This window comes from Streptomyces sp. NPDC044003 (assembly GCF_056435185.1).
Genome location: NZ_JBWKFA010000001.1, coordinates 95590 through 118188 on the forward strand (window position 1 = coordinate 95590; position 22599 = coordinate 118188).

Sequence of the window (22599 nt, forward strand, 5' to 3'; positions counted from 1 at the left end):
AACACCTAGGAGACTCCCCCGGCGGCGGAAACTCATCGCCGCCCTCGCTACGGCGTGTCGTCCCCCAGCACCACCACGTCCTCCGCCCGGAACTCCACGCCCACCCCGGCGCCCTCCTCCGGCGCCTCCCGGAGCGGCAGCTCGGCCTCCAGGGCGGGCCCCTCGGCCGGGCGGAGCCGTACGAGGACCTGGCTGCCGCGGAAGGTCCGTGACTCCACCGTCCAGACCGGACGCTGCTCCACGAGCCGTACCCCGCCCGGGCGGACGAGGAGCCGCCGCTCCCCCTCCGGCGAGCCGTCCGGCACCGGGATCTTCCCCCACACGGTCTCCGCGGCCCCGCCCGTCACCCGCGCCGCCACCACGTTGTCGAAGCCCAGGAACCGTGCCACGAACTCCGACGCCGGCCGCCGCCACACGTCGGCCGGCGTCCCCGACTGGGCGATCCGCCCGTCCCGCATGACCACGACCCGGTCGGCGAGCGCGAAGGCCTCGCCCTGGTCGTGGGTGACGGCGAGGACCGTCGTCCCGAGCCGCCCGAAGAGCTGTCGCAGCTCCACGACGAGCCGCTCCCGCAGCCCCCGGTCGAGCTGGCCGAGCGGTTCGTCGAGCATGAGGAGCCGGGGCCGGGGCGCCAGGGCACGGGCGAGCGCCACCCGCTGCTGCTCGCCGCCGGAGAGCGCGGCGACGGACCGCCGCTCGGCCCCCGGCAGGCCGACGAGGTCGAGCAGCTCCCGCACCCGCTCCGCCTGCTCGGCCTTCCGGGCCCCCCGCATCCGCAGCCCGAAGGCGACGTTGCCGCCGACGTCCCGCTGCGGGAACAGCTGGTGGTCCTGGAACATCAGGCCGACGCCCCTCCGGTGCACCGGCACCCCGGCCTGGTCGGCGCCGCCGAGCAGCACCCGGCCCCCGTCGAGCGCCTGGAGCCCGGCGACGGACCGCAGCATCGTGGACTTGCCGCTGCCGCTGGGGCCGAGCACACACACGATCTCGTGCTCGGCGACCTCCAGGTCCACGGCGTCGAGCACGGCCCGCTCCCCGAACCGTACGGTCGCGGCCTCGATCGAAAGCATCAGAACTCCCCGGAGGTCCGGTCGGTGCGGAGCCGCTCCAACAACAGCAGGGACACCGCGCACACCACCATCAGAATCGTCGAGAGGGCCATCGCCTGGCCGTAATTGAGCGCGCCGGGCCGGCCGAGCAGCCGGGCCACCGCCACCGGCAGCGTCGGGCTCTCGGGCCGGGCGATGAAGACGGTCGCGCCGAACTCGCCGAGCGACACCGCGAAGGCGAACCCGGCCGCGATGAGCAGCGCCCGCCGCACCAGCGGCAGGTCCACCTCCCGCCAGGCCCGCCAGGGCGAGGCACCGAGCACGGCCGCGGCCTCCCGCAGCCGCTCGTCGACCGCGCGCAGCACCGGCAGCATCGTCCGTACGACGAAGGGGACGCCGACCAGGGCCTGCGCGAGCGGTACGAGGATCCAGCTGGCCCGCAGGTCGAACGGCGGCTCGTCGAGCGTGATGAGGAAACCGAAGCCGACGGTGACGGCGGAGACCCCGAGCGGCAGCATGAGCAGCGCGTCGAAGCCCCGCACGAGCCGCCCGGCCCGCCGCCGGGTGAGCGCCGCCGCGGCGAGCCCGCCGATCACCACGGCGATGGCGGTGGCCGCCACCGCGTACCGCAGCGAGTTCCCGATCGCCTCCAGCGGCGGGACGAGGAAGGTCCCGGACTCGTCGAGCGAGCCGAGCGCGCGGTAGTAGCCGAGCCCGTACCCCTCGGGCCCGGCGAAGGACCGCTCCACGAGGACACCCAGCGGCAGCAGGATCAGCAGCGCCACCGAGAGGAGGACGCCCGCGAGCAGCGCCCACTGCCCGACTCCGCGCGGCCGGCGCGCGGCCGACTCGGGCGGTACGAGCCGGAGCGCGGTCTCACGCCGCCGTACCGTCCAGCCGTGCACGCCGAGGATCGCGCCCACCGCCACGAACTGCACGAGTGTGAGCACGGCGGCCGTCGGCAGGTCGAGCAGCCGGGCGGTCTGCCGGTAGATCTCGGCCTCAAGGGTGGAGTACTGGTCCCCGCCGAGGATCTGCACGACGCCGAAGGAGGTGAAGGTGAAGAGGAAGACCATCAGGGCGGCCGCCGACACCGCCGGCACGAGGGCGGGCAGCGTCACCGTCCGCCAGGCCGTCCAGCGCGAGGCGCCGAGGACCCGTGCGGCTTCCTCCTGCCGCGGGTCGAGCTGCGACCAGAGACCGCCGACGGTGCGGACGACGACCGCGTAGTTGAAGAAGACGTGCGCGAGGAGGATCGCCCACACGCTGGTGTCGAGCCGCAGTCCCCACAGCTCGTCGGTGAGCCCGTTCCGGCCGACGAGCGCCAGGAACGCCGTGCCGACGAGGACGGTCGGCAGCACGAACGGCACCGTGACGACCGCCCGCAGCGCGCTCTTGCCGGGGAAGTCGAAGCGGGCGAAGACGTACGCGCCGGGCAGCGCGACCAGGAGGGTGAGCCCGGTGGAGGCGAGCGCCTGCCACACGGTGAAGCCGAGCACGTCGAGGATGTCCGGCCGGCTCAGCGTCTCGCCGATCCGGCCGAACCGCCAGGCGCCGTCGGGCCGGAGCCCGCGGTCCACGATGGACACGACGGGCCAGGCGAAGAAGACCCCGAAGAACGCGACGGGCAGGGCCATGAGGCCCAGCCGTGTCGCGTTCCCCTTGAGGTCGCGGGTCACTTCAGGACGAGCGACGACCACTGCTGGATCCACGGGTCACGCTTCTCGGCGATCTTCTCGGGCGCCATGGTCTCCGGCTTGTCGATCACGACGCCGTGCTTGGTGAAGAGCTCCGGCAGGGCCGCGTCCTTCGCCACCGGGTTGACGAACATCTGGAGCGGCATGTCCTCCTGGAACTTCTTGGAGATCAGGAAGTCGATCAGGGCCTTGCCGCCCTCGGGGTTCTTCGCCCCGTTCAGCAGGCCCGCGAACTCGATCTGCCGGAAGCAGGTGCCGGTGGAGACCCCGGTGGGCGCGACCTTCGGCTGCGGCTCGCCGTACAGCACCTCGACCGGCGGGCTGGAGGCGTACGACACGACCAGCGGCCGGTCGGCCTTGGCCTGCTTGCCGCCGGCCGAGCCGGAGAACTCCTGGTTGTAGGCGAGCTCCCAGCTGTCGACGGTCTTCACACCGTTGGCCTTGAGCTTCTTCCAGTAGTCCTGCCAGCCCTCGTCGCCGTACTTGGCGGCCGTGCCGAGGAGGAAGCCGAGGCCCGGGGAGGACAGCTCGGGGTTCTCGACGACGAGCAGGTCCTTGTACGCCGGCTTCACGAGGTCGTCGAAGGTCTGCGGCGGCGCCAGCTTCCTGTCGGCGAAGTACTTCTTGTCGTAGTTGACGCAGATGTCGCCGGAGTCGATCGGGGTGACCCGGTGCTCCTTGTCGAGCTGGAACGCGGCCGGGACCCGGTCCAGGCCCTTCGCCTCGTACGGCACGAAGATCCCGTTGTCGAGGGCGCGGGAGAGCAGCGTGTTGTCGACGCCGAAGAAGACGTCACCCTGCGGGGAGCCCTTGGTCAGGATCTCCTTGTTGACGGCCTCGCCGGCGTCGCCGCTCTTCAGCACCTTGACCGTGAGACCGGTCTGCCGGGTGAAGTCGGCGAGCACCTCCTTGGAGGCGTTGAACGAGTCGTGGCTCACCAGCGTCACGGTCTTCGGCGCGGGCCGGTCGGTCTTGCCGGCCGAGCCGCGGATCTCTTCGGTGCCGCACGCGGCGAGGCTGGTGACGCCGAGCGCCGCGACGAGCGCGACGGCGGCGGCCTTCTTGATGCTCACTGGATTCCTCCTGGGTATGACCAGGAAGAGACGCGGCCCTGCCCACGTCCGGCGGACCGGGCGCGGGCAGGGCGCAACAGCTTGAGTTACGACCGAACTTCCTACCCAGAATGACCTGGGCGAGGTTCAGAGGGTCTGCGGTCTACGGTTACCGCACTCTCAGCGCTGTGGCGCTCCCCTGTCGGAATATGGAGATGTGTTCGAGCTCAGACTACAAGGTCAGCGCTCGGCGGCCGCGAGCTGTCCACAGGCACCGTCGATCTCCTGACCGCGGGTGTCCCGCACGGTCACCGGCACGCCGTGGCGGGCGATCGCCTCGACGAAGGCCTTCTCGTCTTCCGGGCGGGAGGCCGTCCACTTCGAGCCGGGCGTCGGGTTCAGCGGGATCAGGTTGACGTGCACCCGCTTGCCCTTGAGCAGCTTGCCGAGGAGGTCGCCGCGCCAGGCCTGGTCGTTGATGTCCCGGATGAGGGCGTACTCGATGGAGATCCGGCGCCCGGACCTCTCCGCGTACTCCCAGGCCGCGTCGAGGACCTCGCGGACCTTCCAGCGGGTGTTGACGGGCACGAGGGTGTCGCGGAGCTCGTCGTCGGGCGCGTGCAGCGAGACGGCCAGCCGGCACTTGAAGCCCTCGTCGGCGAAGCGGAGCATCGCGGGCACGAGGCCGACCGTGGAGACGGTGATGCCGCGCTGCGAGAGACCGAGGCCGTCGGGCTCCGGGTCGGTGAGCCGACGGATCGCACCGACGACCCGCTTGTAGTTGGCGAGCGGCTCGCCCATGCCCATGAACACGATGTTGGAAAGCCGCGCCGGTCCCCCGGGCACCTCTCCGTCGCGCAGGGACCGCATGCCGTCCACGATCTGGTGCACGATCTCGGCGGTCGACAGGTTCCGGTCGAGCCCGGCCTGCCCGGTCGCGCAGAACGGGCAGTTCATGCCGCAGCCGGCCTGCGAGGAGATGCACATGGTCACCCGGTCCGGGTAGCGCATGAGCACGGACTCCACGAGCGTGCCGTCGTGCAGCCGCCACAGGGTCTTACGAGTGGTGTCGTCGTCGCACGAGATGTGCCGCACCACGGACATCAGGTCGGGCAGCAGCTCCCCGGCGAGCTTCTCCCGCGAGGCGGCCGGGATGTCGGTCCACTCGGCGGGGTCGTGCGCGTACCGCGCGAAGTAGTGCGTGGACAGCTGCTTGGCGCGGAACGGCTTCTCGCCGATCGCGGCGACGGCCTCCTTCCGCTCCGCGGGCGAGAGGTCGGCGAGGTGCCGCGGCGGCTTCTTGGCTCCGCGGGGGGCGACGAAAGTGAGTTCTCCGGGCTTCGGCATGGTGGTACCAGTGTCGCAGACACGCGCCGGTGTCCCGGCGCGTGAAGGGCGTGGACCCTCACGGCCCGGGGCGGCCCGGCTGGATGCTCGGGATGCGTGAGGTGAAGAAGAGCGACACGACGGAGGCGGCGGCGAGGATCGCGAGGGCCGCGCGCAGGCCGTCGAGGCGGGCGGCGGCGTTCGCGTCGAGCGCGGCCGCGGACACCTCCGGGCTGACGCCGGCCTCGTTCAGGGCGGTGGTGAGCTGCTCGTCCGAGAGGAAGGGGACGCCGCTCGAGAGTTCCACGACGGCCGTCTCCTTCACCTCGGCGGGAACCGCCGGGTTCTGTTCGACGGAGGCCAGGAACGAGGACGTGAGCACGCCGATCATGAGCGATCCGGCGAGGGCGGTGCCGATCGAGGCGCCGAGGTTGGTGACGGAGTTCTGGATGCCGCCGACCTCCGCGCTCTCCCGGTCCGGGACGGCGGACACGGTGACCGCGCCGAGCTGGGAGGCCAGCGCGCCCATCCCGAAGCCGACGAGCAGCAGCGGCACGGTGACGATCTCGGCGCCGGCGTCCGCGTCGAGCGCGGCCATGAGCACGATCGCGCCCGCGAGCAGCGCGTACACCCCGATCCGTACCACCCGGCGCGGGGACGCGTCGGGGAAGAGCCGGGGAATCAGGAGGGCGGCGGCCAGCAGGGTCACCGACAGGGGCAGGATCCGGGCGCCGGTGCTGAGCGCGGACAGTCCGAGCGCGACCGACAGATACAGCGGGACGACGAAGAAGACGCCCATCTGGACGAGGTACTGGAAGAAGAACATGGTCAGGCCGCCGGTCAGCTGCCGGTTGCGCAGCATCTCCGGGTTGATGAGGGGCTCCCGGCGGCGTGCGACGAGCCGGGCCTCCCAGCGCAGGAAGAGCCAGATCAGCAGGAGACCCGCCAGCATCAGCCACACGACCAGCGACACCCCGAGCCAGGCGGGCGCGTCCGTCTTCGGCCGGACCCAGCCCCACTCGTCGGAGCGGAGCACGCCGTACACGAAGACCCCGAGTCCGGCAGCGCAGAGCACGGCGCCCAGGTAGTCGACCCGCGGGCGTTCCTCGCTGACGGCGTCGGCGATACGGCGGGCGAACACGAGGATCACCAGCACCACCAGCACCTCGCCGGCGAAGACCCAGCGCCAGGAGAAGTACGTCGTGGCGACGCCGCCGATGAGGGGCCCGAGCGCGATCGCGACGGCTCCGGCCGCCGCGACGACGCCGTACGCCATCGGGCGCCGCTCCGTGGGGAAGTTGCCGGCCACCAGGGCCACGATCGCGGGCATGATGAGCGCGGCCCCGACGCCTTCGAGGAACGACCAGCCGAACACCAGCACCGGCAGGTTCGGCGCGAGGGCGGTGGTCAGGGAGCCGGCGCCGTAGATGCAGCAGCCGATCATGAAGGCCCGCTTGCGGCCGATCAGCGTCCCGACCTTGCCCCCGGGGATCATGAGCATCGCCATCACCAGCGTGTACGCGGTGATGGCGCCCTGGATCCCGGTGATCGAGGTGCCGACGTCCTCGGCCACCGTCGCGATCGACACGTTCATGACGGAGCTGTCGAGCGCCATGAGGAACTGCCCCGCCGCGAGGGTCAGCAGGACCGAGAGGGCCCCGGAAGGCGGCTCGGCCGGGCGCGCCGTGGGAGATGTCATGCTCGACAGCCTTCCCTCGCCGGGGCACGGACCGCCGGGCCGCCTCCCGCTTCCCCCCACATGGCGGACACCGGAAACGTGGACGGGCCCGCTGCCACGAAGGCAGCGGGCCCGTCCACGGAAAACGGAGTCGAACGGCTCAGCCGGTCCCGACGAACAGCGCCAACAGCAGCCACACCACCGGCGCCGTCGGCAGCAGCGAGTCGAGGCGGTCCATGATGCCGCCGTGGCCCGGCAGCAGCGTGCCCATGTCCTTGATGCCCAGGTCACGCTTGATCATGGACTCGCCGAGGTCACCGAGCGTCGCGCTCGCCGCCACCGCGAGACCGAGGATCAGGCCCTGCCACCAGGCACCCTCGTCGATCATGAACTCCATGCACAGCGCGCCCGCCGCCATGGCGAACGCCACCGCGCCGACCAGACCCTCCCGGGTCTTGCCGGGGCTGATCCGCGGGGCCAGCTTGTGCTTGCCGAAGCGCCAGCCGACCGCATACGCCCCGGTGTCGCTGACCACGGTCAGGATCAGGAAGGTCAGCACCCGCTGCGGCCCGTCGTCCGCGGTGAGCAGCATCGCCACGAACGTCGCCAGGAACGGCACGTAGAACGCGGCGAAGACCCCCGCCGTGACGTCCTTCAGGTAGCCCTCGGGAGGCTCCGTCATCCGCCAGACGAGCACCGCGAGCGCCGTCAGGGCCATCGCCACCCAGGCGCCCTCGGCGCCTCGGACGTAGCCGGCGACGACCATCGCCGCGCCGCCGACCGCGAGCGGCACCAGCGGAGCCTTGATCGCCTTGCGCTCCTGGAGGCGGGAGGTGAGCTCCCACAGGCCGACGACCACGGCGACCGCTATCACTCCGACGAACGCCGGCTTCCAGATGAACAGCGACGCGATGATGACGGCACCGAGACCGACCCCGACCCCTATGGCCGCGCCCAGGTCGCGCCCCGCGCTCTTCTTCTGCCGTGGCGCCGTCGGCGCGGGCGGCGGAGGCGGGGTGGGGCTGGACATGGGCTCCTGCGGGTGCTCGTGCGGCGTCTCGTCACGGAACAGGGGACCGCTCGGGTGAGCGGCCCCCCGGCCGTGACCGTCCTGGAATCCGCCGGCGGGAACGTCGGGCACGATGGGCATGGGCCGAGTCTGCGCCGCCTGATGCCGATCGTATGCGGGACCCGCCGGGGCAGGCCCCTGGTCGGGTCCCCCACGGCCGGAACCGGCCGGGGCCCCCCAGGAAGAGTCGTTCATCAGACCTCGAGCAGCTCGGCTTCCTTGTGCTTGAGCAGCTCGTCCACCTGCGCGACGTACTTCGCGGTGGTGTCGTCGAGCTCCTTCTCGGCGCGGCGGCCCTCGTCCTCGCCGACCTCGCCGTCCTTGACGAGCTTGTCGATGGTCTCCTTGGCCTTGCGGCGCACCGAGCGGATCGAGATCTTCGAGTCCTCGGCCTTGCCCTTGGCGACCTTGATGTACTCCCGGCGGCGCTCCTCGGTCAGCTCGGGGAACACCACGCGGATGATGTTGCCGTCGTTGCTCGGGTTGACGCCGAGGTCCGAGTCCCGGATCGCCTGCTCGATGTTGCGCAGGGCGCTCTTGTCGAACGGCGTCACCACGGCCATGCGCGGCTCCGGAACGGAGAAGGACGCCAGCTGGTTGATGGGGGTGATGGCACCGTAGTAGTCGGCCACGATCTTGTTGAACATCGCCGGGTGCGCACGGCCGGTGCGGATCGCGGCGAAGTCCTCCTTGGCGACCACGACGGCCTTCTCCATCTTCTCCTCGGCCTCGAGGAGGGTCTCTTCGATCACCACTTGCTCCTGCGTGTCGTCGCGTTGTGTCCTGCACGGTGTACGACCGGCAGGGCTCTGTCCATCCCCTTGCGGGGCGGTTCCCCGGTTCGGGTCAGGCCCGGGTGCCCTGGTCGCTCACGAGCGTGCCGATCTTCTCACCCTTCACCGCGCGAGCGATATTGCCCTCGGCGAGCAGTTCGAAGACGAGGATCGGGAGGTTGTTGTCCCGGCACAGGGTGATGGCGGTGGCGTCGGCGACCTTGAGGTCGCGGGACAGCACCTCGCCGTACTCGAGGGCGTCGAACTTGACCGCGTCGGGGTTGGCCTTCGGGTCGGAGTCGTAGACGCCGTCCACGCCGTTCTTGCCCATGAGCAGGGCCTCGGCGTCGATCTCCAGGGCGCGCTGGGCGGCGGTGGTGTCCGTGGAGAAGTACGGCATGCCCATGCCCGCACCGAAGATGACCACGCGGCCCTTCTCCAGGTGGCGCACGGCGCGCAGCGGGATGTACGGCTCGGCGACCTGGCCCATGGTGATGGCGGTCTGGACGCGCGAGTCGATGCCCTCCTTCTCCAGGAAGTCCTGGAGGGCGAGGCAGTTCATCACGGTACCGAGCATGCCCATGTAGTCGGAGCGGGCCCGGTCCATGCCGCGCTGCTGGAGCTCGGCGCCGCGGAAGAAGTTGCCGCCGCCGATCACCACCGCGATCTCCGCGCCGTCGCGGACGACGGCCGCGATCTCACGCGCGATGGCGTGCACGATGTCGGGGTCGACGCCCAGGCCCTTACCGCCGGAGAAGGCTTCTCCGGACAGCTTCAGCATGTAGCGGCCGGCCTTCTTGCCGTTGTTGTCGTCGCCCTGTACGGCGGCCTGGTTCATGGAGCTCTCCTCGTGCACATACGAAGGAGGCCATTGCCTTGGGTCCTCGCGGTATCCCGTACGGCAATGGCCTCCTCGTCAGATCTGCGGTCGTCCTGCGCGTGCGCGGACGACTGCCTCAGACCCTACCGGGGTCCGGTGTCCGTCGCGTCTGCGTACGGACTCAGATGCCGACCTTGATGCGGGTGAAGCGCTTCAGGGTGACACCGGCCTCGTCCAGGACCTTCTGGACGGACTTCTTGTTGTCCAGGGCGTACGGCTGGCCGAGCAGCGTGGCGTCCTTGAAGAAGCCGTTGACGCGACCCTCGACGATCTTGGCGATCGCGGCCTCGGGCTTGCCCTCGGCGCGGGTGGTCTCCTCGGCGATGCGACGCTCGGACTCGACGACCTCGGCCGGAATGTCTTCCTTGGTGAGGTACTTCGGCGCGAAGGCGGCGATGTGCTGGGCGACACCCTTGGCGACGTCGGCGTCGGCCTTGTCGAACTCGACGAGGACACCGATCTGCGGCGGGAGGTCCGGCATCGTGCGGTGCATGTACGCGAAGACGAAGCCGTCGGCGTACTGCGCGAAGCGGTCGAGGACGATCTTCTCGCCGAGGTTGGCGTTGGCCTCGTCGACGAACGCCTGCACGGTCTTGCCGGCCTCGATCTCGGAGGCGAGCAGCGCCTCCAGGTCGGCCGGGGCGGTGGCGGCGACGTGCTCGGCCAGCTGGGCGGCGACGGCCTGGAACTTGTCACCCTTGGCGACGAAGTCCGTCTCGCACTTCAGCTCGACGAGGACGCCGGAGGTGTTGTCGTCGGCGATGAGGGAGACCACGGCGCCGTTCTCGGCAGAGCGGCCCTCGCGCTTGGCGACGCCCTTCTGGCCCTTGATACGGAGCGCCTCGACGGCCTTGTCGACGTTGCCGTCGGCCTCGTCCAGGGCCTTCTTGCAGTCCATCATGCCGGCGCCGGTGAGCTCGCGGAGCTTCTTGACGTCAGCGGCGGTGTAGTTCGCCATGAGTCTGTTTCTCTCTCGAAGTCTGAAAGATCGGGCGGGTCCACGGGTGGACGGCGGGGGCTTCGTGGGCCCCCGCCGTCGTCACCCGAAGGTCCTCAGGGTCCTGAAGGGTCAGGCCTGCTCGGCGTCCGCGGCCGGAGCCTCGGCGGCAGCCTCGGCCGGAGCAGCCTCGGCCGGAGCGGCCTCGGCGGCCGGAGCCTCGGCGGCGGGGGCCTCGGCGGCCTCGTCGGCCTTCTTCTCACCCTCGAGCAGGTCGCGCTCCCACTCGGCGAGCGGCTCGCCGGCGGCCTTCTCGCCCGGCTTCGAGTCGCCGGTCGCGGCGCCGGAGCGGGCGATGAGGCCCTCGGCGACGGCGTCGGCGATCACGCGGGTGAGCAGGGTGACGGAGCGGATCGCGTCGTCGTTGCCCGGGATCTTGTAGTCGACCTCGTCGGGGTCACAGTTGGTGTCGAGGATCGCGACGACCGGGATGTGGAGCTTGCGCGCCTCACCGACGGCGATGTGCTCCTTCTTGGTGTCGACGATCCAGACGGCGCTGGGCACCTTCTGCATCTCGCGGATACCACCGAGGGTCTTCTCCAGCTTGGCCTTCTCGCGGGAGAGGACCAGGAGCTCCTTCTTGGTGAGACCCGAGGCGGCGACGTCCTCGAAGTCGATCTGCTCGAGCTCCTTGAGGCGCTGCAGACGCTTGTAGACGGTGGAGAAGTTGGTGAGCATGCCACCGAGCCAACGCTGGTTGACGTACGGCATGCCGACACGCGTCGCCTGCTCGGCGATGGCCTCCTGGGCCTGCTTCTTCGTACCGACGAACATGATGGAGCCGCCGTGCGCGACGGTCTCCTTGACGAACTCGTAGGCGCGGTCGATGTACGACAGCGACTGGAGCAGGTCGATGATGTAGATGCCGTTGCGCTCGGTGAAGATGAAGCGCTTCATCTTCGGGTTCCAGCGACGGGTCTGGTGACCGAAGTGGACGCCGCTCTCCAGCAGCTCCCGCATCGTGACGACGGCCATGGCCATCTCCTTGTTTTTCTCGGTTGTGTTCCTGACGCCCCGGCGCGCCGTGCCACGAAGGACCGAAAGGCGCTGCCACCCGTCTCGGGGACTGGTGGCGGGGCGTGCGAAGTCGACCCGGTGACCCGAGTCGCCATAGGAAGTGTACGGGACCCCGGGAGCGCCGGGTGACGGCACTGTCCACAGTCGGCGAGTAATCCCCAGATACCGCCCGCTCCTCCCATGAACCGGACGCCCGCGGAACGCTTCCCCCATGCACCTGCTCACCCTGCTCGCGACCCTGACCCTCCTGTGGCCGGTGGGCCCGCCCCCGCCGGAGATCCTCCGCGGCTGGCAGCCCCCGCCGGGCCCGTACGCCGCGGGTCACCGCGGCGTGGACCTCGCCGCGCCCCCGGGCACCCGGGTCCTCGCCCCGGCGGCGGGCACGGTCACCTTCGCGGGCCCGGTGGGCGGCCGGGGCGCGGTCACCCTCACCCTCCCGGGCACGGGCACTCCCCCACTCCGCACGACCTTCACCCCGGTGACCCCCCTGGTCCCCCAGGGCACCCGGGTCGCACCGGGCACCCCGATCGCCGAAGTCACGGAGAACCCCCACTGCCCGAGGACCTGCCTCCACTGGGGCCTCCTGAGAGGCGCCACCTACCTGAACCCCCTGGCCCTGACGAATCACCCGGCATCAAGACTCCTCCCGGTCCCCCCGGGCACCCCCTAGTCCCACCAGAACGACCAGTGGACCCGCCCGACGAGATCCGCCGCGTACTCGGGAAACGGGGTGGGCGGGTCGTCGACGATGTTGTCCGCGGTCGACAGCACGTGCTCCAGGGCGAGCAGCTCCGCCTCCTCCGCCCGCAGGGGCGGCCGTGCGACCGATACGTGCAGCTCGCTGTGGAACACCGCCACGACCCGGGCGCCGAAGCGGCCCTCCCAGCTCCTCAGGAGGGCGCACAGCAACGGAAGCGGCGCACTCCCTCAGCAGCCGGGGCCACCGTCCTTGGACGTCCCGAGGGCGGTCGTCGGAGGCCCATACGCGCACGGGGCCGTGGGACAGGAACCGGCCGGAGGGCAGGCCGTCGGGCAGGGCGAAGGACATGGGCGCACCGTAGGGTGCGCCACTGACATCGTGGCCGGGCCGGTCAGGGCGTGGGGCCGGAGACTCCGTGGAGGGCCATCGTGACCGCGGCCTCGGCGATGTCCGTGGGGTCTTCCGCCGCGCCGAGCTCGATGCGGCGGACGGCGGCGTCGACGACGCCCTGGAGGAGCATCGCGCCCAGGCGGGGTTGGGGCTGGCCCAGGGCGGCGAGGGCCTCGACAATCATGGCGACGAGGCCGCCGTGGGCCGCGCGGATCTTCTCGCGGGCGCCGTCGTCCAGCTCGCTCGCCGAGATGGCGACGACGGCCCGGTGGCGCCGGTCCCCGACGAGGTCCAGCTGCGTGCGGACGTACGCCTCGACCTTGCCGCGCGGCGTCTCGGCGCCGGCCATGGCGGCCTCGACCTCGGCCGCCCAGACGGGGAAGTCGACGGCGCACAGCTCTTCGACCACGGCGGCGCGCGACCGGAAGTACTCGTAGACCGACGAGCGGGCCAGGCCCGTGCGCTCGGCGAGGGCGGGGAAGGTCAGCGCCTCCGTACCCCCCTCGGACAGCAGGGAACGCGCGGCGTCCAGGAGGGCGCCACGCTGCATCGTCCGGTGCTCGGCCACCGAGGCCGCTCGAATCCTGGGCACGGCTCCACTCTACGACCGGCCCGCAAGCCTCAGCGTCCGACGTCGGCCAGCTTGGCGCGGAGCTGGAGGACGGACTTGGTGTGGATCTGACTGACGCGGCTCTCGGTGACGCCGAGGACGTGGCCGATCTCGGCGAGGGTCAGGCCCTCGTAGTAGTAGAGCGTGACGACGGTCTTCTCCCGCTCGGGGAGCGTGTTGATGGCGCGGGCGAGCAGCCGGCGCAGCTCGCGGTCCTCGGCCACCTCGACCGGGTTGTCGGCGGCGGTGTCCTCCAGGGTGTCCATGAGGGAGAGCCGGTCGCCGCCCTCGCCGCCGACGTGCAGCAGCTCCTCCAGGGCGACCACGTTCGCCAGGGACAACTGGCTGAAAACCGCATGCAGCTCCTCCAGCGTGATCTCCATCTCCGCGGCGACCTCGCTCTCGGAGGGGGTCCGGCGGAGCTGCGCTTCGAGGGTGGCGTAGGCGCGCTCGACGTTGCGGGCCTTCTGGCGGACGGAGCGCGGGATCCAGTCCAGGGCGCGGAGTTCGTCGATCATGGCGCCGCGGATGCGGGTGATGGCGTACGTCTCGAACTTGATCGCCCGCTCGACGTCGAACTTCTCGATGGCGTCGATGAGCCCGAAGACCCCGGAGGAGACGAAGTCGGCCTGTTCCACGTTGGACGGCAGCCCCACGCTGACCCGTCCCGCGACGTATTTGACGAGCGGCGAGTAGTGCAGGATCAGCTGCTCCCGCAGCCGCTCGTCGCCGGTGTCCTTGTACGAGCGCCACAGCTCGTCGAGTGAGGTCGGTGCGGGCGGTCGCACGGTGCCCCGGGCTGCTGGGGGCACCGCAGCGCGGTCAGACCCGGAGGTGTGCTGGGGCATGCGTCGCCTTGTGCCGTTCTGCCGTCGGGTGTGTCGGTGTGGGTGTCCTGGAGGGAATCCTGGTGAGCGTAGCGTGAGTGGACTGTCGCGGTGAGCGAACATCGGCGGATCGCGCCGCTCCGGGTGGACGCCGTCGGCCACATCTTCGAACCCGGGCCGTGGCGCGTGTCGGCCCCTCGGGTGCGGCCGAGAGAACTCGATTGTTCATCGCCTTCACCTTTTCACCCGAATGCGCCAGGTCAAGTACCGCCTCGCCGCGCGTTCGACGCTTCTGTCGCGGTGTTCGTCAACTGCCAGCCCTCCCCGCGCCGTTCGAGGAAGCCGAGTGAGTGGAGTTCGTACAGCTTGGCGAGGGTGTCGTCGGGGGTGGTTCCGGCGCGACGGGCGATGACGGTGGTGGGTGTGGGACCTCGGGCGGGGACCGCTTCGAGGACGTGTGCGGTGGCGGGGGCGAGGAGGTCGCGGGGCAGGACGGGTCCCCGGCGCGCCGGGGCGAGCTGTCCGATGTCCCCGACGAGTTCGATGATCTCGTCGGCGTCGGTGACGAGGATGGCGTCGCCGCGCAGGAGTTCGTGGACACCCGCGGAGAGTGCGCTGGTGACGGGTCCGGGGACGCCCATGGTGTGGCGGCCGAGGCGGGCGGCGGCGCGGGCGGTGACGAGGGAGCCGCTGCGGTGCTGGGCCTCGACGACGACGGTTCCCCGGGTGAGGGCGGCGATGACGCGGTTGCGGAGGATGAAGCGGCTGGGGGTGGGATGGCTGTCGGGTGGCAACTCTCCGACGACGAGGCCTTGTTCCGCGACGCGCCGGATGAGCCGGTCGTGGCCCCGGGGGTACGGGGTGTCAACGCCGCAGGCGAGGACGGCGACGGTGGCGCCGCCGGCGGCGAGGGCGCCCCGGTGCGCCGCGCCGTCGATGCCGTAGGCGGCTCCGGAGACGACGACCCAGCCCTGTCGGCTGAGGCCGGCGGCGAGGTCGGCGGCGGTGTGCGCGCCGTACGGGGTGCAGGCGCGGGCGCCGACGAGGGCGACGGAGCGCAGGGCCCAGGTGCGCAGGTCGGCGGGGCCCCGGACCCAGAGGCCGATGGGGCGGGCGTCTCCGAGGTCGTCGAGTTGACGTGGCCATTCGGTGTCGCCGGGGACGAGGAACCGGCCGCCGAGGCCGTGGACGCTGTCGAGGTCGTGGCCGGGGCGTGCGGCGGTGGCGCGTTGCCGCCAGGAGGTGAGGCGTTTGGCTCCGGTGCCGGGGAAGGGGGCGGGGTCGTCCCCGGTGTGGAGGAGGCGGTCGAGGAAGCCGGTGGCGCCGTACTGGCGGAGCCATCGGCCGGCGTGTTCGTCGCCGGGTTCGACGGCGCGGCTGAGGGTCGCGCGGGCCAGGCGCTCGTCGGAAGGGGCGGGTGCGGTGGTCATGCGGGCTCCCCCGCTCCGACGGGCACGCCGCGGGCGACGCCGGTGCGCAGTTCGAGGGCGAGGGCGATGTCCTGGCTGTCGGGCCGTTCGTGGCCGTTCAGGTCGGCGACGGTCCAGGCGACGCGGAGGACGCGGTCGAGGCCGCGGGCGGTGAGCATTCCGCGTTCGACGTCGCGTTCGGCGGTGGCGAGGGCTCCGGGAGCGGCGAGGTAGCGGGTGCGGAGCTCGTGTCCGGGGATCTCGCTGTTCACCCGCCAGGGGGTGTCGGCGAGGCGCGCCGCGGCCCTGGCCCGGGCTTCGTGGACACGGGCGGCGACGGTGGCGGTGGTCTCGCCCCGGCCGCCCCGGCCGAGGAGGTCGTCGCGGGTGACGGGTTCGACCTCCACGCGGAGGTCGACGCGGTCGAGCAGGGGTCCGGAGAGTCGTGCCTGGTAGCGGCGGATGACGGAGGCGGGGCATTCGCAGCCGGCGCCGTAGAGGGTGTGCCGGCCGCAGGGGCAGGGGTTGGCGGCGAGGGCGAGGAGGAAGCGGGCGGGGAGGCGGACGACTCCCGCGGCGCGCGCGATGACGACGTGCCCGGATTCGAGGGGCTGCCGGAGGGCGTCGAGCGCCTTGCCGGAGAACTCGGGAGCTTCGTCGAGGAAGAGTACGCCCCGATGAGCCAGGGAGACGGCGCCGGGCTTGGGGAGGCCGTTCCCGCCGCCGACGAGGGACTGCATGGTGGCGGAGTGGTGGGGTGCGCAGTAGGGCGCGCGGCGGACGAGGGGTTCGCCGGGCGGGAGGATGCCGGCGACGGAGTGGACGGCGGTGACTTCCAGGGATTCCTGCCGGGTGAGGGGCGGGAGGATGCCGGGGAGGCGCTCGGCCAGCATGGTCTTCCCCGCTCCGGGCGGTCCGGAGAGCAGCAGGTGGTGGCTGCCGGCGGCGGCGATCTCCAGGGCGAGACGGGCCCGGCGCTGCCCGGCGACGTCGGCGAGGTCGGGTCCTTCGGCGGCCTCGGCGGCGAGTCCGGTGCCGAGGCCGGCGCCGGGGACGAGCAGTCCGGCGAGCATGGCGTCGGGCCGGCCCTCGGCGTCGGCTTCCTCGTCGGGGACGGGTTCGTCGGTGAGGACGGCGATCAGCTGGCGGAGGCTGCGGACGCCGAGGACGGAGACCCCGGGGACGAGGGAGGCCTCGCCCGCGGTCTGTTCGGGGACGACGACCTGGCTGTATCCGGCGTCGGCGGCGGCGAGGACGGCGGGCAGGACGCCGCGGACGGGCCGCACGCGCCCGTCGAGGCCGAGTTCGCCGATGAGGACGAGGTCGGCGATGGCCCGCGGATCGATCCGCTCGGCGGCGCCGAGGACGGCCGCGGCAACGGCCAGATCGAATCCCGAGCCGCCCTTCGGGACGGATGCCGGGCTGAGGCCGACGGTCAGCTTCTTCTGGGGCCATTCGGCACCGGAGTTGACGACGGCGGCGCGGACCCGGTCGCGGCTCTCGCTGAGGCTCTTGTCGGGGAGGCCGACGAGGGTGAAGGCGGCGACGCCGGGTTCGAGGTCGGCCTGGACCTCGACGACGACGCCTTCGACGCCGACGAGGGCGACGGAGCAGGTGCGGGCGAATCCCATCAGGCCACCCCCTGGGCGTGGGTGAGGACGGGGGCGCCCCTGCGCGGCAGGACGATGCCGACGAGGTCGATGCGGACGCCGCCGGCGGGGGCCGGGGTGTCGTTGCGGTCGAGCCAGCAGGCGGCGAGGCGGCGGAGCCGCTCGGCCTTGCGGGGTGTGACGGCGGCCATCGGGTGTTCGTAGGCGCCGTCGCGCCGGGTCTTGACCTCGCAGATGACGAGGGTGTCGCCGTCGCGGGCGACGATGTCGATCTCGCCGGTCCGGCCGCAGCGCCAGTTGCGGGCGAGGATGTGCATGCCGGTCGCGGTGAGCCGGCGGGTCGCCAGCTCCTCCCCGTACCGTCCGAGGGCTTGGGTCCTGTTCATGCGGTACCACCTCCGTCACCGACTGTGACGGAGTGCGGTGGACCGCGTGCGGCGCTGTGGACGGCCGGGAGGCTGTGGAGAACCTCGTCACCCCTGAGGGTGATTCCGCCGCGGGAGGCGCGAGAGCCGCCTCAGCTGCCGGGAAGTTCGAGGTCGCTCTTGTTGAGCTCCTCGATGTTCACGTCCTTGAAGGTCAGCACGCGGACCTGCTTCACGAACCTGGCGGGCCGGTACATGTCCCAGACCCAGGCGTCGGCCATGCTGACCTCGAAGAAGACCTCGCCCTGCACCGAGTGCACCTGCATCTCGTAGTCGTTGGTGAGGTAGAAGCGCCGCTCGGTCTCGATCACGTATTTGAACAACCCGACGACGTCGCGGTACTCCCGGTAGAGCTTCAGCTCCATCTCGGTCTCGTACTTCTCGAGGTCCTCGGCGCTCATGGCATGTTCCCCTTCAGCCGTGCGTCCCCCTATTGTGCGCCAGTCGTACGCGTCCCTAAACGATTTCCGGGGCGAGAACCACCGGTGCACTCGGAGGTCCCTCGTCGAGCAGCGTGCGCAGCAGCTCGGCGAGTCTGGTCGGGTACACCGTCTCACGGGCCGCCGACAGTTCGGCGGAGGTCCACCATCTCAGGCCCGCGAGACTACGGGTCTCCAGTTCCGTGAGGGCCTGCGGCCGGGGTGCGGCCACGGCCTCGCGGGTGCGGGCGAGGTAGTACCACTCGTCCTGGTCCCAGCGGCGCCCGTCGAAGGGGAAGGAGCAGTACCGCTTCCAGAGCACCGGGCCGAGGTCGACCTCGGTGATGCCGGTCTCCTCCGCGAGTTCGCGCAGGGCCGCCTCCTCCCGGGACTCGTCGCCCTCCACGCCGCCGCCCGGGGTGAACCACCAGCTGTCGTCCGGGGCGTCGGGCTCGTACCCGTGCAGGAGCAGGATGCGGTCGTCGGGGTCGAGCAGGACGACCCGCGCGACCCGCCTCACCACGGACACCGGCTCGGGTCCCGCGGCCGGTGCCGGGGCGGCCCCGGCACTCCCCGTATCCGTCATGCCCCCACCCTCTCCCTTGTACCCGGCTTCGGCGTCTCGGACCGGCCCCGGCCCAGGCGGCCGGCCACCGGACCGTACGCGGCTCCCACGAGGATCAGCACGGTGCCGGCCGTGATCGCCGTGAGGAGCGCCTTGAACGGGCCCGGCCGCGAGATGCCGCCCGGGAGACCCGCGAAGCCCTCGGCGGGCTCCAGTAGGCCCTTGGCGGGCCAGACGACGGCGTCCACCCTGCCGACGACCGTGGAGCGGGGCACGGAGCCCTGTCCGGCCTCCTCCATGTGCGTACGGGAGTCGAGCGAGGTGTGCCGGTCGTCGCCGAGCAGGAAGAGGTTGTCCCGGGGGACGGTCACCGAGAACTCCTGGCCCGAGGCGATCGTCCGGCCGCCGGGGCCCGGACGCAGGTACGGCTCGTCGACGGGCTTGCCGTTCACGGTGAGCCGCCCGTCCCGGTCGCAGCAGGCGACGGTGTCGCCGCCGACGGCGGCGACCCGCTTGACCATGGGCGAGGAGCCCCAGAGGGGGTCGGCGAAGACGACGACGTCACCGCGCCGCACCTCGTCGCCGTCGATCCGCTGGGCGAGGATCTTGGATCCGACGTCGAGGGTGGGGGTCATGGAGTCGGTGGGGACGGTGTACGGCTGGTAGAGCACGGCTCCCCAGACGAATCCGCCGAGGAAGAGCACACAGCCGACGGCCACGGCCAGCCCCGACAGCACGCTGCCGAGGCGGCCGCGGCCGCCCTTGGTCCGTATGGTTCCGCTCATGTGCGCACCCCGTAGGTCTGTCGGCGGACCGTAGCCCTGTCGACGGTCCGGGACGGCACCCTACCCGCGGGTCGCTACTCGGCGGTATGCCGTGCGGCCTGCTTCTTCCGGCGCCACAGCACGAGCGGGAGCGCTCCGGCGAGACCGGCCGCCCCGAGGGGGGCGGCGCCGAGGGCCTTGTTGAGGGCCGGCTGGTCGAAGACGTCGGGCACGGGGAGCGTGGCCCAGCGGGTGACCGGCCAGGCGATCACGACGGCGCGGCCCACGACCTCGTCGTTGGAGACGGTGCCGCCGCCCGGGAGCTGCTGGTGGAAGCGGGAGTCCAGGGAGTTCTGACGGTTGTCGCCCATGACCCAGATCCGGCCGTCCGGGACCTTGATCGGGCCGAAGGAGTCCTGGCAGGGCACCGCGCCGGGGGCGAGGTACGCGCTCTCGTCGAGCGCCACGCCGTTGAGGACGACCTTGCCGCCCTCCTTGCAGGAGACCGTGTCGCCGCCGACCGCGATGACGCGCTTGATGAGGTCCTTCTCCTCGGCGGACGGCATGAGGCCGATGAAGCTGAGGAACTTCTGCACGACGTTCGGCTTGGGCGCCTCCTGGCCCTCCAGCCAGCCGCCCGGGTCGTGGAAGACGACGACCTCGCCGCGCTCGGGCTCCGCACCGAACCAGGGGGTCAGCTTGTCGACGAGGACGCGGTCGCCCTTCTGCAGGGTGTTCATCATCGATTCCGAGGGGATCGAGAACGCCTGCACCAGGAAGGTCTTGATCAGCAGGGCGAGCACCAGCGCGATGCCGACGAGGAGGGGCAGTTCCTTCCAGAAGGAACGCTGCTTCTTCGGGCCCTTGCCGGACCCGTCCGCCGCTTCGTCGCCGCCTTCGCCCGGCGTACCGCCGCCCGGCGGCTGCGCCTGCTCGTCACCCGTCACGTCGCCGCCACCCGTCGTGTCATCGCCGAAGGCCCCGTCGGCCCTCTTCTCGGGCTCATCGTGTCCGGATCGTGCGCCGACGGCCAAATCCCCCACATCCACTCCTCAGTCCGTGCGAACGCCTGCCCCGGGTCAGGGACAGGCCCACCACTCCCATAACGAGCAGAAGTTCCGCAGGGGTCGGGAGCCCGGGCAATCCGTTCAGATTCCGCTGGGACACACTATGCGACAGATCGGATGCGGTCTCGGAACTCGCACGTGCGTTCGGTACGGCGGAGAAGGTGTCCCGCTCCTCCAGACCGCGCCAGTGCCCGAAGGGCCAGGCGATCACCACGGCACGCCCGACGATCTGCTCCTCGGAGACGGTTCCGTGGCCCTCCTCGTCGAGGTGGAAGCGGGAGTCGGCCGAGTCGGAGCGGTGGTCGCCGAGGACGAAGATGCGGCCCTGCGGGACCTTCACCTCGAAGGGGATCTTGGACGGCGGGTTCCCGGGATGCAGGTACGGCTCGTCCAGCGGGACGCCGTTGACGGTGATCCGCCCGTCCTCGCCGCAGCAGCGGACGGTGTCGCCGCCGACGGCGATCACCCGCTTGATGAGGTCCCGGTCGTCGGCCGAGGGCAGCAGCCCGATGAAGGTCAGGGCCTGCTTGGCCTGCTTGATGCCGATCGGGTCGTCGGCGGCCGGTGCGGCCTCGTGCTGGAGCCAGCTGCCGGGGTCCTTGAAGACGACGACGTCGCCGCGCTGCGGGCGGGAGCCGAACCAGGGCGTGAGCTTGTCGACGAGGACCCGGTCGTCGATGCGGATCGTCTGCTCCATGGAGCCGGAGGGGATGACGAAGGCCTGGACGAGGAAGGTCTTGAGGACGAGCGCGATGAGCACGGCCACGGTGATCAGGACCGGGATCTCCCGGATCGCGGAGCGCTGCCGGCGCCGCTTGACCTTGCGGGCCAGTCTGCGGCGCTCGGCCCGTCCGGGCAGCGCGGCGGGGCCCTGCTCGGTCCCGGCGGAGGAGCGGCCGCGGCCCCGGCTACCCATGGGCTCCCGCTCCGTGTCCACCGGCCGGCGGCGCCGGTACGGTGCCGAAGGCGTCGGTGCCGGGCACGGTGGACCAGCGGCCGAAGGGCCAGGCGATCCAGTCGGCGCGGCCGACGACCCTGTCGACGGGGACCATGCCGCCGCCGGGGTTGCCCAGGTGGTCCCGGGAGTCGCTGGACTGGCTGCGGTGGTCGCCCATGACCCAGAGCCGGTCCTGCGGGACGACGATGTCGAAGGGCACGCTGGAGGGCCGGTCGCCGAGCATCACGTACCGCTCCTCGACGGGGACGCCGTTGACGGTGAGCCGGCCGTCCTTGTCGCAGCAGACGACCCGGTCGCCGCCGACGCCGACGACCCGCTTCACGAAGTCGGTCTCGTCGGGTTCGGCGAGCCCGAGGGCGGCCGCCCCGTCGTGCAGGAGCCCGGTGACCGGATTGCCCTCCGGCTGTTCCCGTACGAAGGAACCGGTGCCGTCGAAGACGACGACGTCACCCCGGGCGGGCTCGCTGCCGAAACGGTACGCCAGCTTGTTCACGAGGATCCGGTCGCCGACCTGGAGCGTCGGCTCCATGGAGCCGCTGGGGATCAGGAACGGCTGGATCACGAAGTGACTCAGGAGCAGCAGGAAGGCCACGCAGGCGCCGCCCACGAAGGCGGTGCGCCGCCAGGAGGGGGCGCGCCCCGCATCGTCGGAAACGCGCCCGGAATCGTCGGGGGCGCTCCCGGAGTCGCCGGAAACGCGCGCGGAGCGCGACCCTTCCCCCGTACCGGACGAATCCGTGTCGGAAGAGGGGTCGCGCTCCGTGTGCTGTGCTTCGGTGTCCATCGCTGGCAGAGCCTATCCGGCCTGTCTGTGCGAGGAGTCGGAAGCGGTGAGCGTGCCGTGAGCCTGAGCTCAGCGGTCGCGCTTCTCCTTGATCTTGGCAGCCTTGCCGCGCAGCTCACGCAGGTAGTAGAGCTTGGCGCGACGGACGTCACCGCGGGTCACGAGCTCGATCTTCTCGAAGATCGGGCTGTTCACCGGGAAGGTGCGCTCGACGCCGACGGAGAACGAGACCTTGCGGACCGTGAAGGTCTCGCTGACGCCCGAACCCTGGCGACGGATGACGACGCCCTTGAACTGCTGGATACGGGAGCGGTTGCCCTCGATGACGCGAACGTGGACGTTCACGGTGTCGCCGGGACGGAAGGCGGGGAGGTCCGAGCGGAGCGAACCCGCGTTGACCTGGTCGAGCAGGGAGGCCATGGAGGTCTCTTTCCTCGCTGATGCCACAGGTCATCAGCGGTACGTTCGAATGATTCGGGGCGTCGTCCGTTTCTGGCGGCGTCGTTCCCCCTGTGGCAGGGGCGCGCGCCGGA

24 protein-coding genes are annotated in these 22599 nt (G+C 71.5%); 1 reads left to right on the plus strand and 23 read right to left on the minus strand.

Translation table 11 applies throughout. The features are described from left to right. Positions 1-47 precede the first annotated feature (47 nt). The 10 genes from AC07AW_RS00410 to rpsB all read right to left on the minus strand — a co-directional run bounded on the left by AC07AW_RS00410 (position 48) and on the right by rpsB (position 11496). Entirely contained in the window at positions 48-1070 is a 1023-nt protein-coding gene (locus tag AC07AW_RS00410) for an ABC transporter ATP-binding protein (protein ID WP_478813343.1), read from the minus strand. Next, a complete protein-coding gene (locus tag AC07AW_RS00415; protein WP_478814354.1) occupies positions 1070-2686 on the minus strand; it encodes an ABC transporter permease in 1617 nt (538 codons plus the stop codon). The genes AC07AW_RS00410 and AC07AW_RS00415 overlap by 1 nt, the downstream gene beginning before the upstream one ends. Before the next feature lie 38 nt (positions 2687-2724). Continuing rightward, positions 2725-3819, minus strand: a complete 1095-nt coding sequence (locus AC07AW_RS00420) for a thiamine ABC transporter substrate-binding protein (RefSeq protein ID WP_478813344.1) — start codon at positions 3817-3819, stop codon at positions 2725-2727. Positions 3820-4038: 219 nt separating this feature from the next. Further along, complete coding sequence (rlmN, locus tag AC07AW_RS00425) at positions 4039-5145, minus strand: dual-specificity RNA methyltransferase RlmN (RefSeq protein WP_478813345.1); 1107 nt, start codon at positions 5143-5145, stop codon at positions 4039-4041. 58 nt (positions 5146-5203) lie between these two features. Then, positions 5204-6823: an MFS transporter gene (locus AC07AW_RS00430; RefSeq protein WP_478813346.1), complete on the minus strand. Its 1620-nt coding sequence runs from the start codon at positions 6821-6823 to the stop codon at positions 5204-5206. A 139-nt stretch (positions 6824-6962) separates the two neighbouring features. Next, the gene (locus AC07AW_RS00435; RefSeq protein ID WP_478813347.1) at positions 6963-8066 is read right to left on the minus strand and encodes a phosphatidate cytidylyltransferase; all 1104 of its coding nucleotides are present in this window, start codon (positions 8064-8066) and stop codon (positions 6963-6965) included. Continuing rightward, the gene (gene frr / locus AC07AW_RS00440; protein WP_026057589.1) at positions 8066-8623 is read right to left on the minus strand and encodes a ribosome recycling factor; all 558 of its coding nucleotides are present in this window, start codon (positions 8621-8623) and stop codon (positions 8066-8068) included. Before frr ends, AC07AW_RS00435 begins: the two co-directional genes overlap by 1 nt. A 94-nt stretch (positions 8624-8717) precedes the next feature. Next, the gene (gene pyrH, locus AC07AW_RS00445; protein WP_478813348.1) at positions 8718-9482 is read right to left on the minus strand and encodes a UMP kinase; all 765 of its coding nucleotides are present in this window, start codon (positions 9480-9482) and stop codon (positions 8718-8720) included. Between the two features lie 163 nt (positions 9483-9645). After that, a complete protein-coding gene (tsf, locus tag AC07AW_RS00450) occupies positions 9646-10482 on the minus strand; it encodes a translation elongation factor Ts (RefSeq protein WP_017235922.1) in 837 nt (278 codons plus the stop codon). Positions 10483-10593: 111 nt separating this feature from the next. Beyond that, entirely contained in the window at positions 10594-11496 is a 903-nt protein-coding gene (gene rpsB, locus AC07AW_RS00455) for a 30S ribosomal protein S2 (protein WP_478813349.1), read from the minus strand. Between the two features lie 253 nt (positions 11497-11749). Between rpsB and AC07AW_RS00460 the strand changes: the two genes are divergently transcribed. Next, positions 11750-12208, plus strand: a complete 459-nt coding sequence (locus tag AC07AW_RS00460; protein WP_478813350.1) for a peptidoglycan DD-metalloendopeptidase family protein — start codon at positions 11750-11752, stop codon at positions 12206-12208. Here AC07AW_RS00460 and AC07AW_RS00465 read toward each other — a convergent pair. The 13 genes from AC07AW_RS00465 to rplS all read right to left on the minus strand — a co-directional run bounded on the left by AC07AW_RS00465 (position 12205) and on the right by rplS (position 22486). Beyond that, positions 12205-12447 carry a DUF4253 domain-containing protein gene (locus AC07AW_RS00465; RefSeq protein ID WP_478813351.1) on the minus strand — a complete coding sequence of 81 codons (243 nt, stop codon included), beginning with the start codon at positions 12445-12447 and terminating at the stop codon, positions 12205-12207. The genes AC07AW_RS00460 and AC07AW_RS00465 overlap by 4 nt on opposite strands. 182 nt (positions 12448-12629) lie before the next feature. Continuing rightward, complete coding sequence (locus AC07AW_RS00470; protein WP_478814355.1) at positions 12630-13196, minus strand: TetR/AcrR family transcriptional regulator; 567 nt, start codon at positions 13194-13196, stop codon at positions 12630-12632. A 53-nt stretch (positions 13197-13249) separates the two neighbouring features. Continuing rightward, positions 13250-14086 carry an RNA polymerase sigma factor WhiG gene (gene whiG / locus AC07AW_RS00475; protein ID WP_041131468.1) on the minus strand — a complete coding sequence of 279 codons (837 nt, stop codon included), beginning with the start codon at positions 14084-14086 and terminating at the stop codon, positions 13250-13252. 239 nt (positions 14087-14325) lie between these two features. After that, on the minus strand, positions 14326-15495 hold the full coding sequence (dprA, locus tag AC07AW_RS00480) for a DNA-processing protein DprA (protein ID WP_478813352.1): 1170 nt from the start codon (positions 15493-15495) through the stop codon (positions 14326-14328). Further along, on the minus strand, positions 15492-17105 hold the full coding sequence (locus tag AC07AW_RS00485; protein ID WP_478813353.1) for a YifB family Mg chelatase-like AAA ATPase: 1614 nt from the start codon (positions 17103-17105) through the stop codon (positions 15492-15494). The genes dprA and AC07AW_RS00485 overlap by 4 nt, the downstream gene beginning before the upstream one ends. After that, positions 17105-17470: a YraN family protein gene (locus AC07AW_RS00490; RefSeq protein ID WP_392156908.1), complete on the minus strand. Its 366-nt coding sequence runs from the start codon at positions 17468-17470 to the stop codon at positions 17105-17107. Before AC07AW_RS00490 ends, AC07AW_RS00485 begins: the two co-directional genes overlap by 1 nt. A gap of 131 nt (positions 17471-17601) precedes the next feature. Next, entirely contained in the window at positions 17602-17910 is a 309-nt protein-coding gene (locus AC07AW_RS00495) for a DUF2469 domain-containing protein (protein WP_005311352.1), read from the minus strand. 55 nt (positions 17911-17965) lie between these two features. Further along, the gene (locus AC07AW_RS00500; protein WP_478813354.1) at positions 17966-18514 is read right to left on the minus strand and encodes an NUDIX hydrolase; all 549 of its coding nucleotides are present in this window, start codon (positions 18512-18514) and stop codon (positions 17966-17968) included. Beyond that, positions 18511-19278: a signal peptidase I gene (lepB, locus tag AC07AW_RS00505; RefSeq protein WP_478813355.1), complete on the minus strand. Its 768-nt coding sequence runs from the start codon at positions 19276-19278 to the stop codon at positions 18511-18513. The genes AC07AW_RS00500 and lepB (AC07AW_RS00505) overlap by 4 nt, the downstream gene beginning before the upstream one ends. Positions 19279-19352: 74 nt before the next feature. Then, positions 19353-20291: a signal peptidase I gene (gene lepB / locus AC07AW_RS00510; RefSeq protein ID WP_478814356.1), complete on the minus strand. Its 939-nt coding sequence runs from the start codon at positions 20289-20291 to the stop codon at positions 19353-19355. Further along, positions 20260-21240: a signal peptidase I gene (gene lepB / locus AC07AW_RS00515; protein WP_478813356.1), complete on the minus strand. Its 981-nt coding sequence runs from the start codon at positions 21238-21240 to the stop codon at positions 20260-20262. The genes lepB (AC07AW_RS00510) and lepB (AC07AW_RS00515) overlap by 32 nt, the downstream gene beginning before the upstream one ends. Further along, entirely contained in the window at positions 21233-22066 is an 834-nt protein-coding gene (gene lepB / locus AC07AW_RS00520; protein ID WP_478813357.1) for a signal peptidase I, read from the minus strand. Before lepB (AC07AW_RS00520) ends, lepB (AC07AW_RS00515) begins: the two co-directional genes overlap by 8 nt. Positions 22067-22135: 69 nt before the next feature. Further along, entirely contained in the window at positions 22136-22486 is a 351-nt protein-coding gene (gene rplS, locus AC07AW_RS00525; RefSeq protein WP_015036473.1) for a 50S ribosomal protein L19, read from the minus strand. Positions 22487-22599: the final 113 nt, after the last annotated feature.

Excerpts from the sequence above, each read along its gene's own strand:
- AC07AW_RS00415 (WP_478814354.1), bottom strand. The coding sequence starts at position 2,686 with ATGGCCCTGCCCGTCGCGTTCTTCGGGGTCTTCTTCGCCTGGCCCGTC.
- AC07AW_RS00430 (WP_478813346.1), bottom strand. The coding sequence starts at position 6,823 with ATGACATCTCCCACGGCGCGCCCGGCCGAGCCGCCTTCCGGGGCCCTC.
- AC07AW_RS00495 (WP_005311352.1), bottom strand. The coding sequence starts at position 17,910 with ATGAGCGCCGAGGACCTCGAGAAGTACGAGACCGAGATGGAGCTGAAG.
- rpsB (WP_478813349.1), bottom strand. The coding sequence starts at position 11,496 with ATGGCCGTCGTCACGATGCGGGAGCTGCTGGAGAGCGGCGTCCACTTC.
- lepB (WP_478813355.1), bottom strand. The coding sequence starts at position 19,278 with ATGAGCGGAACCATACGGACCAAGGGCGGCCGCGGCCGCCTCGGCAGC.
- AC07AW_RS00485 (WP_478813353.1), bottom strand. The coding sequence starts at position 17,105 with ATGGGATTCGCCCGCACCTGCTCCGTCGCCCTCGTCGGCGTCGAAGGC.
- lepB (WP_478813357.1), bottom strand. The coding sequence starts at position 22,066 with ATGGACACCGAAGCACAGCACACGGAGCGCGACCCCTCTTCCGACACG.
- AC07AW_RS00460 (WP_478813350.1), top strand. The coding sequence starts at position 11,750 with ATGCACCTGCTCACCCTGCTCGCGACCCTGACCCTCCTGTGGCCGGTG.
- pyrH (WP_478813348.1), bottom strand. The coding sequence starts at position 9,482 with ATGAACCAGGCCGCCGTACAGGGCGACGACAACAACGGCAAGAAGGCC.
- whiG (WP_041131468.1), bottom strand. The coding sequence starts at position 14,086 with ATGCCCCAGCACACCTCCGGGTCTGACCGCGCTGCGGTGCCCCCAGCA.
- AC07AW_RS00410 (WP_478813343.1), bottom strand. The coding sequence starts at position 1,070 with ATGCTTTCGATCGAGGCCGCGACCGTACGGTTCGGGGAGCGGGCCGTG.
- rlmN (WP_478813345.1), bottom strand. The coding sequence starts at position 5,145 with ATGCCGAAGCCCGGAGAACTCACTTTCGTCGCCCCCCGCGGAGCCAAG.
- tsf (WP_017235922.1), bottom strand. The coding sequence starts at position 10,482 with ATGGCGAACTACACCGCCGCTGACGTCAAGAAGCTCCGCGAGCTCACC.
- dprA (WP_478813352.1), bottom strand. The coding sequence starts at position 15,495 with ATGACCACCGCACCCGCCCCTTCCGACGAGCGCCTGGCCCGCGCGACC.
- rplS (WP_015036473.1), bottom strand. The coding sequence starts at position 22,486 with ATGGCCTCCCTGCTCGACCAGGTCAACGCGGGTTCGCTCCGCTCGGAC.
- lepB (WP_478813356.1), bottom strand. The coding sequence starts at position 21,240 with ATGGGTAGCCGGGGCCGCGGCCGCTCCTCCGCCGGGACCGAGCAGGGC.
- AC07AW_RS00490 (WP_392156908.1), bottom strand. The coding sequence starts at position 17,470 with ATGAACAGGACCCAAGCCCTCGGACGGTACGGGGAGGAGCTGGCGACC.
- AC07AW_RS00500 (WP_478813354.1), bottom strand. The coding sequence starts at position 18,514 with ATGACGGATACGGGGAGTGCCGGGGCCGCCCCGGCACCGGCCGCGGGA.
- AC07AW_RS00435 (WP_478813347.1), bottom strand. The coding sequence starts at position 8,066 with ATGAACGACTCTTCCTGGGGGGCCCCGGCCGGTTCCGGCCGTGGGGGA.